Origin of the sequence: Lysobacter antibioticus (assembly GCF_001442535.1) — a bacterium.
GTDB lineage: Bacteria > Pseudomonadota > Gammaproteobacteria > Xanthomonadales > Xanthomonadaceae > Lysobacter > Lysobacter antibioticus.
The window spans coordinates 4,389,572-4,403,643 of the sequence record NZ_CP013141.1 but is presented as its reverse complement, the minus strand read 5'-3'; the positions used below and the strand labels follow the sequence as shown (position 1 = coordinate 4,403,643).

The 14,072-nt window shown below is 68.3% G+C and carries 7 protein-coding genes and 1 pseudogene; 6 read left to right on the top strand and 2 right to left on the bottom strand.

The genetic code is table 11. The annotated features are described in order from the left end of the window. Positions 1–269: 269 nt before the first annotated feature. The 4 genes from GLA29479_RS17880 (at position 270) to GLA29479_RS17865 (ending at position 6,544) form a co-directional block, all read left to right on the top strand. Positions 270–1,670, top strand: coding sequence for a cytochrome ubiquinol oxidase subunit I (locus GLA29479_RS17880; RefSeq protein ID WP_057916255.1), 1,401 nt, complete (start codon positions 270–272; stop codon positions 1,668–1,670). Between the two features lie 70 nt (positions 1,671–1,740). Continuing rightward, a complete protein-coding gene (gene cydB, locus GLA29479_RS17875) occupies positions 1,741–2,745 on the top strand; it encodes a cytochrome d ubiquinol oxidase subunit II (protein ID WP_031371230.1) in 1,005 nt (334 codons plus the stop codon). A 207-nt stretch (positions 2,746–2,952) separates the two neighbouring features. Continuing rightward, positions 2,953–3,210 carry a YcgL domain-containing protein gene (locus tag GLA29479_RS17870; protein ID WP_057916256.1) on the top strand — a complete coding sequence of 86 codons (258 nt, stop codon included), beginning with the start codon at positions 2,953–2,955 and terminating at the stop codon, positions 3,208–3,210. After that, positions 3,203–6,544, top strand: coding sequence for an ankyrin repeat domain-containing protein (locus tag GLA29479_RS17865; RefSeq protein ID WP_057972394.1), 3,342 nt, complete (start codon positions 3,203–3,205; stop codon positions 6,542–6,544). Before GLA29479_RS17870 ends, GLA29479_RS17865 begins: the two co-directional genes overlap by 8 nt. 1,274 nt (positions 6,545–7,818) lie before the next feature. Here GLA29479_RS17865 and GLA29479_RS17860 read toward each other — a convergent pair. Next, the gene (locus GLA29479_RS17860; protein ID WP_057972393.1) at positions 7,819–9,651 is read right to left on the bottom strand and encodes a monovalent cation:proton antiporter-2 (CPA2) family protein; all 1,833 of its coding nucleotides are present in this window, start codon (positions 9,649–9,651) and stop codon (positions 7,819–7,821) included. Positions 9,652–10,086: 435 nt separating this feature from the next. On the opposite strand from GLA29479_RS17860, the gene GLA29479_RS25425 reads away from it, so the two are divergent. Both GLA29479_RS25425 and GLA29479_RS17850 read left to right on the top strand, forming a co-directional pair. After that, positions 10,087–10,227 carry a hypothetical protein gene (locus GLA29479_RS25425; RefSeq protein ID WP_169795692.1) on the top strand — a complete coding sequence of 47 codons (141 nt, stop codon included), beginning with the start codon at positions 10,087–10,089 and terminating at the stop codon, positions 10,225–10,227. Between the two features lie 251 nt (positions 10,228–10,478). Next, a complete protein-coding gene (locus GLA29479_RS17850; RefSeq protein ID WP_057972391.1) occupies positions 10,479–12,275 on the top strand; it encodes an XVIPCD domain-containing protein in 1,797 nt (598 codons plus the stop codon). A 254-nt stretch (positions 12,276–12,529) separates the two neighbouring features. On the opposite strand, the pseudogene rho reads toward GLA29479_RS17850, so the two are convergent. Beyond that, positions 12,530–14,035: pseudogene (rho, locus tag GLA29479_RS17845) on the bottom strand (transcription termination factor Rho); the annotation flags it as partial. Between the last annotated feature and the right edge of the window lie 37 nt (positions 14,036–14,072).

Sequence of the window (14,072 nt, the reverse complement as noted above, 5' to 3'; positions counted from 1 at the left end):
CGAGTCCGGCCGCAAACGCGCGGTTTCGTGATGCAGTCCCGGGCCCGGCAAGCGCGTTCGCGATCTCATCGAAGCCTTGAGGCGACGCGATCTTGCCGCGGTCGCCAGTGGGCAGCGCCGCCGCATCCGCACCGCATCAACACGTCGCGATCACGTCTTTGCGGTTTATGTGATTCGAGGAAATCGCCGTAATCCGCGTTTACCGCGCCCAGACTGCGGCGCAAGATGAACAGGCCGGCGCACTGTATGGCGCCGTGGAGGCAATACACGTGGACGCCCTGCTGCTGTCGCGTATCCAGTTCGGCTTCGTGATCTCGTTCCACATCCTGTTCCCGGCCTTCACCATCGGCCTGGCCAGTTGGCTGGCCTTCGTCGAATGGCGCTGGCTGCGCACCCGCGACACGCTCTGGCGCGATCTGTACTTCTTCTGGACCAAGGTCTTCGCCGTGTCGTTCGGCATGGGCGTGGTCTCGGGCATCGTCATGAGTTTCCAGTTCGGCACCAACTGGGCGGTGCTCAGCGAGCAGGCCGGCAATATCCTCGGCCCGCTGCTGTCCTACGAGGTGCTGACCGCGTTCTTCCTCGAAGCGACCTTCCTCGGGGTGATGCTGTTCGGCTGGAGCCGGGTCAAGGAACGCATGCATTTCCTCGCCACCTGCATGGTCGCGCTGGGCACGCTGATTTCTACGTTCTGGATCATCTCGGCCAACAGTTGGATGCAGACGCCGGCCGGCTACAAGATCGTCGAAGGCGTGTTCGAGCCCGACAGCTGGTGGGCGATCGTTTTCAACCCGTCGTTCCCCTATCGCCTCGCCCACATGGTGCTGGCGGCGTTCATCACCACCTGCTTCGTGATCGGCGGCGTCGCGGCCTCGTATCTGCTGCGCGGCGTGCACGTCGAAGCCGGCAAGCGCATGCTCAAGGCGGCGGTGATCTTCGCCGCGATCACGGTGCCGGCGCAGGTGTTCGTCGGCGACCTGCACGGTTTGAACGTGCGCGAGCATCAGCCGATCAAGGTCGCGGCGATGGAGGCGCACTGGGAGTCGGGCGCGCCCGGCGAAGGCGTGCCGTTGATCCTGTTCGCGGTGCCGAACGAAAAGGCCGAACGCAACGACTACGAAATCGCGGTGCCCAAGCTCGGCAGCCTGATCCTCACCCACACCCTCGACGGCGACATCCAGCCGCTCAAGTCGGTCCCGGCCAGCGAGCGGCCTCCGGTCAAGCCGGTGTTCTACGCCTTCCGCATCATGGTCGGGCTCGGCGTGGCGATGCTGCTGCTGGTGCTGTTCTCGCTATGGCAATGGTGGCGTGGGCGTTTGTACCAATCGCGCGCGACGTTGTGGGGCTGGCGCGTGCTGACCCTGAGCGGTTTCGTCGCCTTGCTGTCGGGTTGGTACGTGGTCGAGATCGGCCGCCAGCCGTACGTGATCTATGGCTTGTTGCGTACCGCCGATGCGGTCAGCCCGATCGCGGCGGCCAGCGTGATGACCTCGCTGATCGTGTTCGCGGTGGTCTACTTCGTGGTCTTCGGCGCCGGCATCGGCTATCTGGTCAAGCTGATCCGCAAGGGCCCGCATCCGCACGAACCGCCACCGCGCAACGAGCAGGGCGAAAAGACCCCGGCGCGACCGCTGTCGCTGCCGGACGAATCCAGCGAAGCCGACGCCTAGGCGCCGGCCCGGCGCGCGCCGGCGCACACCGGTTTCGCGCGCTCACGCAAAGCACGATGGAGTAAGGACGATGGAATACTGGCTGCCCGTGATCTGGTTCGGCGTGATCGGCTTCGGCGTGCTGATGTACGTGTTGCTCGACGGTTTCGTGCTCGGCCTCGGCATCCTGGCGCCGTTCGCCGAGGACGAGGGCCAGCTCGATCACATGATGAACACCGCCGCCCCAATCTGGGACGGCAACGAAACCTGGCTGGTGCTCGGAGGCGCGGGCTTGCTCGCCGCGTTCCCGAAAGCGTATGCGCTGGTGCTGTCGGCGCTGTATCTGCCGGTGTTGCTGATGTTGATCGCGCTGGTGTTCCGCGGCGTCGCCTTCGAGTTCCGTTTCAAGGCGCGGCGCGCCAAGCCAGCCTGGGGCGCGGCGTTCGCGCTGGGCTCGATCTTCTGCGCGTTCGCGCAAGGCTTGATCCTCGGCGCGATCGTCGAAGGCATGCCGATGCAGGAAGGCAAGTACGTCGGCGGCGTGTTCGACTGGTTCAGCCCGTTCTCGATGCTGACCGGCGCGGCGGTGGTGTTCGGTTATGCACTGCTCGGTTCGACCTGGCTGATCCTCAAGACCGACGGCCGCATGCAGCAGATCGCCCGCACCCTGGCGCGGCCGCTGGTACTGGTGGTGGCGGTGTTCATCGGCCTGGTCAGCGCCTGGCTGCCGTTCCTGGACTCGCGGATCATGGCGCGCTGGTTCGAGGGCGGGAATTTCTACTGGCTGTTCCCGGTGCCGCTGCTGGTGATCGGCAACGCCTACGCCCTGTGGCGCGCGGTGATGCGCGAGGGCAACGACGCCCAGCCCTTCGTCTACGCCCTGCTGTTCTTCGTGCTCGGCTTCCTCGGCCTGGTGCTGGGGATCTGGCCGAACATCGTGCCGGGGCTGTCGATCTGGGACGCGGCCTCGCCGCCGTCGTCGCAGGGCTTCGTGCTGGCCGGGCTGGTGGTGCTGCTGCCGGCGATCCTCGGCTACACGTATTGGTCGTATCGCGTGTTCCGCGGCAAGATCGCCGCCGACGCCGGGTATCATTGATACGGCCCGGCGTTCGCAGATAGGACCGGGACGCCGCCCATCGGGGCCGCCGTCCGCACGACTGGATCGTCGACGGGGCGGTCCTACCACTTCGGCTTGCGCCTGGCGCTGAACGTCCAGGTTCGCGACACCCGGAGGGGCGGGTATGCTGTACATCACATCTGCGGCGCAGAAAAACCCGTCCCCCGGCCGTACCCGCCCGCCCTAATGCAAGCCTACGTTTACAAAAGTCTCCGCAAGGCAGACACCTATGTGTTTTTGAGCGAGCGCGACGATTTCGCCCGTTTGCCCGACGCTGTCCGCGATCAACTGGGCTCCCTGCAGTTCGTGCTCGAAACCGCGTTGACCCCGGAACGCAAACTCGCTCGCGCCGATGCCGCGGTGGTCCGGGAGAACCTGCGCCTGCGCGGTTTCCATCTCCAGTTCCCGCCGGCCCTCGAGGAGGCGCGAACACCCGATGCCTGACGCTCAGACCTCGCGCGCCTCGTCCCGCGATCTCGCCCTCGCGCTCGCCGCCGGCCTGGTGCTGGCCCTGGCGACCGGTTTCGGCGGCAGCGTCGGCGGGGCGTTGGCGGCGCTGATCGGCGGCGCGCTGGCACAGCCGGCGTTCGCGATCGCCGCGCGCCTGTGGCAGCGGCGCGACGCCGCGCCGCAGTGGCGCAGCGAATTGCCGGTGCTGGCGACGCTGTGGGGTGGGGCGACCGCCGCCACCGCCGTGCTCGTGGCCTGGCCGCTGAGCGCGTTGTTGCAGAGCGGTTCGCTGCTGGCGGTGCTGGGCCTGAGCGTGGTCGCCGGGCTGGCGCTGTTGGCGCTGTGGCGCTTGTGGCCGCTGTGGCAGGAGGCCGAGCGCGAAGGCGCGGCGCTGGCGCCGCAATGGGCGCGGCTGCCCGACCTCGATCTCGGCGCCTGGCGCGGCCTTGGCGTGGCGGCCATCGTCGCCGGCCTGGTCGGGCTGATCCTGGTGCTGGCCTGGCCGGGCCTGTTGAGCGATGGCCTGCGTTGGACGCTCGCAGTGGTGTTCGCCCTGGTCTCGCCGGCCCTGCACGTGCTGTTGCAGCGGATCGCGCCGGCCGACTACCTGCCCGGTGTCGATTTCGACCCCGAGCTCGACACCGTCACCCAGGTCGACGAACTCGGCGACGACGAAGCGTTGGAGCCGGCCCTGTACGCGGCGGCGCGCGCCGGCAAGGTCGAGCGCGCGCTGGAGCTGATCGAGCTCGGCGCCGACGTCAATGTGCTGCCGGCCACCGAGGATCGCGACCGGCGCAGCCTGCCGGTGCTGGCTGCGGTGCTGCCCGACTTGCGCCTGCTGCGCGCCCTGATCGGCGCCGGCGTCGATCTGAACGCTGCCACCGCCGGTATGACCCCGCTGCTGGCCGCCACCCGCGACAGCTGGCACGGCCGCCCCGACGCGGTCATGACCCTGCTCGCCAACGGCGCCGACCCGCGCCTGGCCGATCACGAAGGCAACACCCCGCTGCACCACGCCGCGCGCAGTTCCGACCCCGGCGTCGCCGCCTTGTTGCGCGATGCCCAGGCCGAACTCGATCCGGTCAATCACGACGGTTTCTCCCCGCTCGGCGTGGCCTGCGCCAGCGGCAACTGGCGCCTGGCCAAGTTCCTGCTCGAACGCGGCGCCAAGACCGAACAGCCCGGCGGCGCCCCGGCGCTGCTGGCCGCGGCCGGCGGCGACGAGGACGACCCGGCCGGCGTGCAACTGCTGCTCAAGCACAAGGCGCGCATCGACGCCCGCGACGGCCAGCGCCGCAGCGCCCTGCACGTGGCCGCGTTCGCCGGTCACCTCGACATCGTCACCGCCCTGCTCGCCGCCGGTGCCGACGCCGGCGCGATCGACACCCAACAACGCACGCCCTTGCTCGAAGCCGCGCGCGGCGCCCGCCCGGCGGTGCTCGAACGCCTGCTCGAACACCTGCCGCAGGGCGGCATCGCCGAAGCCGCGGCGCTCGACGCCGACGGCGCCAGCGCGCTGATCCTGGCCTGCCAGGCCGAGACCGCCTCGCCGCCGCTGGTGGTGCGCCTGCTCGATCTCGGCATCGACCCGGAACTGCGCGACCGCCACGGCAAGCGCGCGGTCGACCGCGCCGCCGAGGCCGGCCGCTGGTCGCTGGTGGCCGCGCTCGACCGCGCCTACCCCTTGCCGGCCGCGGTCAGCGGCGAAGGCGACAGCGAGGACGGCGAGGGCGAGCGGGTGATCGTCGACCGCATGCCGGCCGCGCTGCTGCGCGACGGCCTGCGCGAAGGCCGCGCCGCCGAGCTGACCGGCCTGGCCAAGCTGCTCAGCCCGAGCGAGCTCGGCGCGCAGTTGCACGAAGAAGACGGTCAGATCCCGTCGGCCGAACGCATCGACTGGCTGCTCGGCCAGGGCGCCGACGTGCACGTGCGCGACGCTCACGGCGACACCGTCGTGTTCGCCTTGCTCGACCGCGGCCTGGCCGCGCTGCCGGCCCTGCAGGCCTTGTTGCGCCACGGCGTCTCGCCGGCCGGTCGCGGCGGCCTCGGCCGTTTCCTGGCGACCTGTTCGGCCGGCGATCAGGCCACCCGCGGCCTGGAGCAGTTCGCCCTCGACCTGATCGAGCGCGGCGCCGACGTGTTCTCGCCGACCCCGGCCGGCGATCCGCCGCTGGCGATCGCGGTGCGCCTGGGCTGGTCGCGTCTGCTCGAACGCCTGCTCGCCGCCGGCGTCGACCTCAACACCCGCGACAGCCACGGCATGAGCGCCCTGCACCTGGCCGCCGCACTCGGCCGCGAGAGCATGCTCAAGCGCCTGGTCGCCAACGGCGCGGCGCCGGATTTGTTGGCCGCCGACGGCCAGACCCCGCTCGGCGTGGCCCTGTCCTCCGGCCGCCGCGATCTGGCCGACTGGCTGGATTGGCGCGGCTGGGCCCTGCCGCGCCGCCCCTTGCACGCGCAGGACGTCCCGGCCGCGGCCATCGTCGGCGACGCCGACGCGGTGCGCCGCCTGCTCGATCTCGGCCTGTCGGTCGACGCGCTCGACAGTCAGGGCTGCACCGCGCTGCTGCGTGCCGCTGGTGGCGGCCATCGCGCGGTCGTCGACCTGCTGCTCGCGCGCGGCGCCGACCCGCAACTCGCCGCGCATTCCGGCGCGACCCCGCTGTCGGCCGCGGTCAGCATGCGCCATGCCGAAATCGTCGACCGCCTGGTCGCCGCCGGCGCCTCGCTGGAACAGCGCCTGCCTGGCGATCTGACAGTGCTGATGGTCGCTTGCGCGCTCGGCCTGACCGACTTGGCCGCGCGCCTGTTGACCGCCGGCGCCGACGTCCAGGCCCGCGACGCGCAAGGCCGCATGGCCCTGCATTGCGCGGCGATGTTCGGCTTCACCGCGCGCGAGCGCAGCCGCCTGGTGGCCTTGTTCGACACCTTGTTGTTGGCCGGCGTCGATGCCGACCAGTCCGCTGCCGGCGCGACCCCGCTGTTGTTGCTGTTGGGCGCGCGCGCCGAGCCCGGTACCGCGGCAGACGAAGACGTGTTGATCGCCGGCCTGGAACTGTTGCTCGACCACGACGCCTCGCTCGACGTGCAGGACCCGCGCGGTTTCGGCCCGCTGCACCTGGCGGCCTTGCACGGTTTGTTGCGTGTGGTGCAGCGCCTGATGCGCCACGGCGCCAACCCGGACATGCGCGACGCCCTCAACCGCACCCCGCGCGAGATCGCGGTGATGCGCGGCTTCATCGACATCGCCGCCGAGTTCACCCCGCCGGCCCCGGGCAACGGCAGCAATGTGTCGATGGCGCGCTTCCTGCGCGGCCCGGGCGGCTGAGCGTCGCCGAGTCTCGCCCTGCGCGTGGCGAGGCTCTCTGTAGGAGCGGCGTCCTACTGGATTTCCTTCGGTCATAAGCCGCAATCACGGGACGCGCAGAGACAGCCGCTACGCCGTTACTGATCGAAGCGAAACCCCACATGGGTAAGAACGGCGCGAGCCGCGACCGCAAGGCTGCAAGCCGGCGCGGATGCTTCCGCGTGCCGTTGCGGTTGCTGTGCGTCGCCTCGCACTAGCGAAGGCAATAGAAGACCCGGAGGGCGGCGCGCAGGGATGCGCGCCGTTTTTCATCGGGACAGGGATGTCCCGTATGTAGAGCCCTGCATTGGCATCGATCGTGCGGGCTGGTGATTCAAAGGAAAAGCAACTTCTTCGGTTATCTTTCTTTTGTTGCTTATGACAAAAGAAAGTAACCCGCCGCTTTAGTGGTGGAAGCTTTAGGCGTTTGATCTTGCTTCTGTAGAAAGCGCCAAGCGAGAGCAGAGCTTCCGTCCGCTGACGCGGCCGGGTTACTTTCTTTTGCTAAGCCCAAAAGAAAAGTAACCAAAGAAAAGGGCTCTCCTTGCAAGGGCACAGGCCACGAGTGCGCGGCTAGCGCCGGGATTTTTCGATAGGACATCCCTGTCCTATCGAAAAACGCCGCACGTCCTGTGCGGCGCCCTCCGGGTCTACGATCGCATCGCAAGATCGAAACTGCGCCAAGCTCTTCACGGCAACGGCAACCGAAAAATGGGCGCACTGCGCTGGCTCTTGGGTAGGAGCGGCGCGAGCCGCGACCGCGCCATGGCGATAACGACGCAGCGATCTGGGGCACGGACGCGACTCACGTCGCTCCTACATGGGGCGGTGTCGTCGCACTTGGCTGTGGCTGTGCGCCGCCCCGCACTAGCGAAGGCAATCGAAGACCCGGAGGGCGGCCCGCATGGATGCGGGCCGTTTTTCATCGGGACAGGGATGTCCCGTATGTAGAGCCCCGCGTCGGCAACGTTTGTGCGGGCCTGTGATTCAAAAAGAAGCATTTTTCTTTGGTTACCTTTCTTTTGTTGCTTTAGACAAAAGAAAGTAACCCGCCGCTTTAGTGGCGGAAGCTTTAGGCGTTTGATCTTGCTTGAGAGCGCCGCAAGACCATCTCAGCGCGGTCGCGCTCGCGCCGCTCCTACCCTGACGGGCTACGGCCGGCACCGGCGCGAGATTGATGCAGCGCGGTCGCGGCTCACGCCGCTCCTACACGGGAATGGTGGTTTCTCGGGACTTCCGCCCGCACCGGTGCGTCCTCAATGCCGCGTCACATGCTCCGGCACCGGCCCCTGCTTCTCGACCATGTCGGCGAGCATGCCTTCGCCGCGATCGGCGTCGAACAGTTCTTCCAACTCCTTGCGCGCATCGCGTGCGCTCTGGATCAGCGCGTCCTCGTCGTCGTGGACCAGGTATTGGGCGTTGAGCATGCGCTCGTCGAGTTCGCGGAAGCGCTCGACGTGGTCGCGCGCGGTTTCCGGGGCGACGCCGAGTTCGACCAGCACGTCTTCGCCGAGCTTGAGGCTGGAATGGAAGGTCTCGCGCATCGGTTCGGCACCGAGATCCATCAGGTCCCAGGCGTGGCGGCGGTCGCGGGCGCGGGCGAACACTTTCGCCTTCGGGTACAGACGGCGGATCGTGCGCACGGTGCGGATGCCGCTGTCGCGGTCGTCGATGGCGATCACGAAGATCTTTACCTGCGCCGCGCCGGCCGAGCGCAGCAGTTCGGGCCGGGCCGGGTCGCCGTAATAGATCATGTTGCCGAAGCGGCGCATGAAATCGACCTGGTCGGCGCTGTTCTCGATGGCGATGAACGGGGTGCGGTGCGCCACCAGCAGGCGCGCGACGATCTGGCCGAAACGGCCCATGCCGGCGATCAACACCTGCGGGTGATGGTCGGGAATGTCGTCGTAGGGACGCTTGGGCTTTTCCGCTGGGGCCGCGTCGAGCATGCGCTGGGCGCCGATCATCAGCAGCGGGGTCAATGCCATCGACACGCCGACCGCGGCGATCAGGCGGTCGCGAGTCGGATCGTCGAGCAAGTTGGCCTTGACCGCTTCGTTGAACACGATGAAAGCGAACTCGCCGCCCAGCGACATTACTGTCGCCAACTGGAAAGCCCCGCGTTTCTCCAGCCCGCCGGCGCTGATGCCGACCCCGAACAACAGCAGGAACTTCACCGACAGCAGCACCAGCACGATGCTGGCGATGGTGCCCGGCTCGGCCAGCACGCGCTGCAGATCGATGCTCATGCCCACGGCCATGAAGAACAGGCCGAGCAGCAGGCCCTTGAACGGCTCGATCTGCGATTCGAGCTCGTGGCGGAATTCCGAATCGGCCAGCAACACGCCGGCGAGGAAGGCGCCGAGGCCGGCCGAGAGGCCCGCGATCTGCATGATCCAGGCCGAGCCGAGCACGGTCAGCAGCGCTGCACCGGTGAACACCTCGGGCATCTGCGTGCGCGCCACCACCCGAAACACCTGGCGCAGCAGCACGCGGCCGCCGAACACCACCGCGGCGATCGCGCCGACCGCCTTGGCCACGGCCATCCAATTCAAGCCCTCGACCGCGGCGGCCTTGCCGAGCAGCGGAATCGCGGCGAGCAGGGGAATTGCGGCCAGGTCCTGGAACAGCAGGATCGCGAAGGCGAGGCGGCCGTAATCGGTGGCCAGGCCCTTGCGCTCGGACAACAGCTGCAGACACACCGCGGTCGACGACAGCGCCAGGCCGAGGCCGACCACGGTCGCCGCTTTCCAGCCCATGTGGCCGCCGAACATCGCCAATGCACCCAAGGCCAGGCCGCTCAGCAGCACCTGCAGGCCGCCGGCGCCGAACACCGGCTTGCGCATCACCCGCAGGCGCGCCGGCGACAGCTCCAGGCCGATCACGAACAGCATCATGACCACGCCGATTTCCGAGGCCGCCAGCACCGGCTCGGCGTCGCGGATCACCTTGACCCCGTAGGGCCCGAGCACCACGCCCGCGGTCAGATAACCGAGCACCGCGCCCAGGCCGAAACGACGGAACACCGGCACCGCGATGACCGCGGCCAGCAGGAACAACAACGCGAGTTCGAGACCGCCACCGTGCATGAGCACCTCCGGCTGGGATTATGGCGCGATACGCCGGGGTGCGACGACCGCAGCTGCGTTGCATTACGCAACGCTGCGTAGCCGTGAAGGATGACGTCGGGACTTTGCAATGGTTGCTGGCTGCCCGGATTTCAATCGGCGCGGCGGTAACGTCGTTTGAAAGGGCGCCGGCCACGGATCGCGATGGACGGGATGTCGCTGGCGTGCTGGTGCCGGGGCGACCCTCTCCATTACCCGGGCGGCTTCGATCGGAGCGCCTTTTCAAGGCATTTTTGCGGCGGCGAATGCCCCGGTACAGCCGTCCGGCCCGACCGCCGTTCTCAATCGCAGTCTGTGCGAGGGCTTGCGAGGACAATGACGGGCGAGCCGCCGGACGCATCCGAGCGTGCGGCGACGCGCAGGAGCGCAGTCCGTCTACGAACAAGGAGGTTCATCATGCGAGCGTTGTTGGCGCTGTTGATGTTGCTGTTGCTGAGCGGCTGTCAGCCAGGATGGGAAGAGCAGTCGCGCGGCGATGTCGCGTTCGCCGCGCAGGACCGGCACAGCGGAAGCGAGCCCACGCGCGGCCTCAGGTAATGCGGCGCACCGGACCCATCGTCTCGCGACGAGGCCTCCCGGCCGCAGCCGGCCGGGAGGCCTCGCAATCTTGGCAAGTGCGCGGGTCAGGGCGGGGCCGCCCACCCACGCCCTGACGGGCGGGCCGCCTCTCCATTCGGTACCGAATTGCCCTGGAAGCTGAACGAGAGGCATGATGCGGGTCCGCCGGCGGCCTGGCCGCGGGCGACCGGGTTCTAGGGGACCCGGGTCACCGACAAGGAGCAGTGCATATGAATGCAGCAGTCGATTCGAATCCCGGCGGCCGTACGCCGGCCGGCGCCTCCCACCCACCGCGCTGGTATGCCGGACAGCCCGCGGCGCAGGACGGGACCTCGGGCTATACCGCGTTACTGCCGGCCGACGACGAGTGGTCGCGCGATACCGTGTTGCGCGCGATCGTCGCCGATGCCTTGCAGCGCAACGGCCAGGTGGTCGACGAAGACACCCTCGAGGCAACCGTGGCCTCGGTCGCCGCACCCGGCGGCGCGCTCGCACAGGCCGCGTTGAGCTGGAAGTTGCATCCGGGCGAAACCCGCGCCGACGGCCGCGTGTCGCCGCCGTTCCATGGTTATGCGGTGGAGGTTCCGGCCGAATTGCAGACCACGTTGGTCGGCTACGCCAAGACCTGGTCGGCGCAGCGCGATGCGGCGCCGCCGGCGCCGATCGACGGCGCGGTCATGGAGCTCAAGACCCTCGCGCGCAGTGGCGGTCACCGCGATATCGAGCAGACCCTGGAAGCGATCGACGCCGCGATCAAGGCCGGCAGCGCCGCCAGCCAGGCCGGCCGTCCGCTCGATGCGGTGGCGATGAGCGCGGTATTGGAATTCGCGACCCGCAGCGGCCACGAACGCCAGGCGGCGAAACTGCTGGAACGCTACAGCGCGATCAAGGACGTGACCGCTGGCGTCAAGACCCTCGGCCAGAACGCCGGCCGCGTGTTCAACGGCCGCGACCCGGTCACCGGCAAGGCGCTGCGCACCGACGATCGTGTCGATGCCGCGTTCGACCTGCTCGACGGCGGCTTCAAGCTCGCCGGCGGCATCGGCAACGTCGCCCTGATGATGGGCGCGCGCAATGCCGGCCTGGTCGGCAGTCTGATCGGCATCGCGCCGATGGGCGCCGCTATCGTCGCCTTCGCCGCGGGTGCGTTCGAGTTGATCAAGCGCGCACGCGAAGCCTTGCTGGCGCCGCGTTGGGACGAGTTCCGCGAGCGCTTCCCGTTCGCCGAGGGCATGGAGCCCAAGCGCGCCATGAACGGCGTGCTGCGGCAGATCGCCGGCATGCCGGTCGATGCCGGCAATGCCCTGTCGACGGCGACGCGCATCCTCGACGGGCTCGGCCAGAACCCGGAAACCCGCGAGCGCTTCCTCGCCTTCCTCAAGCAGAAAGTGCAGCCCGAGTCGCTGGTCGATGCGCTCGCCAGCGGCGGCCTGGACCGTTTGAATACGCAGCAGGCGATGCAGTTGGCGCAGGCGGCCAAAGGCTCGGCGAAGGAGTTCATGGACCTGGAGCTGCAGGACGTCAAGCGCTACGTCCGCGATCGCGACGGCGACCGCGAGCGCGGCACGTATCTGTTGCCGCCGGAACTGCGCGACGTCGCCAATCGCAACAACAACCGGGTCGGCGGCGCGGTCGAGGACGGCCTGCGCGTGGCGGCGATCCTGAGCAGCGGCGCCAATGCCCTCAACGGCATGTACAAGGACATGCTCGGCAAGGTCCAGGGCAGCGAGCTGGGCCAGGGCAAGCTCAACGAGCAGCAGCAGAAGAACCTCGCCGCGGCGCTGGTGCCGGCCATGCGCGACGGCGGCCTGACTCAGGTCGATCATCTGCTGGCGAGCAAGGACGGCAGCAAGCTGTTCGCGGTGCAGGGCGATCCGCAGTCGCCGACCCGGCGCATGGTCACTCTCGACGTCGCCGCGGCCTCGCAGCAAAGCGTGGAAGCCAGCAGCCAGCTCGCCGCGCGGGCGATGGCCACGGCCGAGGCGCCGACGGTGCAGGTCAACCAGGGCGGCGGGCGCGGGTTCTAAGCGTTCGTTCGCGCACAGGCCGCATACAGATCGTGCATGCGAGCCTGTGTGAGGTTCGCCGCGATCCGAAGGTTGCGTGGTCGCGGCTTGCGCCGCTCCTACCCGAGGAGCGGTCGCATTCGGGGTAGGAGCGGCGCGAGCCGCGACCACGAGTTCGCAAACCTCGGCGCAGCTTTCTCAACCCGCGACCCATCCTGGCCACAAACGAAAACGCCCCGCATCGCGGGGCGTTTTCTTTACCGCGCCGGTGAAACTCAGCGCTTCATCGAACTGAAGAACTCGTCGTTCGACTTGGTGGTCTTCATCTTGTCGAGCAGGAATTCCATCGCGCCGATTTCGTCCATGCCGTGCAGCAGCTTGCGCAGAATCCAGATCTTCTGCAGCAGCTCCGGTTCGATCAGCAAATCCTCGCGGCGGGTGCCGGAACGGTTGATGTCGATGGCCGGGTACACGCGCTTTTCGGCGATGCGACGGTTCAAGTGGACTTCCGAGTTGCCGGTGCCCTTGAACTCTTCGTAGATCACCTCGTCCATCTTGCTGCCGGTGTCGATCAGCGCGGTGGCGATGATCGTCAGCGAGCCGCCTTCTTCGACATTACGCGCGGCGCCGAAGAAGCGCTTCGGACGGTGCAGGGCGTTGGCGTCGACGCCGCCCGACAACACCTTGCCGGAACTCGGCACGACGTTGTTGTAGGCGCGGGCCAGGCGGGTGATCGAGTCGAGCAGGATCACCACGTCCTTCTTGTGTTCGACCAGGCGCTTGGCGCGCTCGATCACCATTTCGGCGACCTGGACGTGACGCGCGGCCGGTTCGTCGAAGGTCGAGGAGACCACTTCGCCGCGCACGGTGCGCTGCATTTCGGTCACTTCTTCCGGACGCTCGTCGACCAGCAGCACGATCAGGTGCACGTCGGGATGGTTATGCGTGATCGCCGTGGCGACCTGCTGCATCATCATCGTCTTGCCGGCCTTAGGCGGCGAGACGATCAAGGCGCGCTGGCCTTTGCCTTGCGGCGCCATCAGGTCGAGGATGCGGCCGGTGATGTCTTCGGTCGAGCCGTCGCCGCGCTCGAGCTTGAACTTGCGGCGCGGGAACAGCGGGGTCAGGTTCTCGAACAGGACCTTGTTCTTCGACGCTTCCAGCGGCTCGCCGTTGATGCTGTCGACCACCGACAGGGCGAAATAACGCTCGCCGTCCTTCGGGAAGCGGATGCGGCCCGACAGATGGTCGCCGGTGCGCAGGTTGAAGCGGCGGATCTGGCTCGGCGAGATGTAGGTGTCGTCCGGGCCGGCGAGGTAGGACGCCTCGGCCGCGCGCAGGAAGCCGAAGCCGTCGGGCAGGATTTCCAGCACGCCGTCGGCGGCGACGCCTTCGCCGTGGCGGGTCAGCACCTTGAGCAGGGCGAAGATGACGTCCTGCTTGCGGGCGCGGGCGACGCCTTCCTGGATGCTGAGCTGGTCGGCCAGGTCGAGCAGCTTCGGCGCCGGCATGCGCTTGAGGTCGCCCAGCGAGTACTGCGGGAAGCCTTCCGGCACCTGTGGATGCGGGCGCGGGACGAAGTTCTCGCCGTTGCCGTTGTCGAAGGAGCCGTCTTCGTCGCGCTGCTGCGGGCGGTTGTTGCGGTCGCGATCGCGGCGGTTGCGGAAGCGGTCGCGGCGGTTGCCGCCGCGGTTGTCGAAACCGCCGTCGCGCTGCTGGCCTTGCTGCGCCTGCGGGTTGCCGCGGTCGTTGCCTTGTTGGCCTTGTTGGCCTTGCGGCGCGGCGCTCTCGGCGCCGGAGGCGGCCGGGGCGGACTCG

Bases quoted from the DNA above. Each gene is read 5' to 3' on its own strand.
- GLA29479_RS17860 (WP_057972393.1), bottom strand. From the start codon at position 9,651: ATGCACGGTGGCGGTCTCGAACTCGCGTTGTTGTTCCTGCTGGCCGCG.
- GLA29479_RS17870 (WP_057916256.1), top strand. From the start codon at position 2,953: ATGCAAGCCTACGTTTACAAAAGTCTCCGCAAGGCAGACACCTATGTG.
- GLA29479_RS25425 (WP_169795692.1), top strand. From the start codon at position 10,087: ATGCGAGCGTTGTTGGCGCTGTTGATGTTGCTGTTGCTGAGCGGCTGT.
- cydB (WP_031371230.1), top strand. From the start codon at position 1,741: ATGGAATACTGGCTGCCCGTGATCTGGTTCGGCGTGATCGGCTTCGGC.
- GLA29479_RS17850 (WP_057972391.1), top strand. From the start codon at position 10,479: ATGAATGCAGCAGTCGATTCGAATCCCGGCGGCCGTACGCCGGCCGGC.
- GLA29479_RS17865 (WP_057972394.1), top strand. From the start codon at position 3,203: ATGCCTGACGCTCAGACCTCGCGCGCCTCGTCCCGCGATCTCGCCCTC.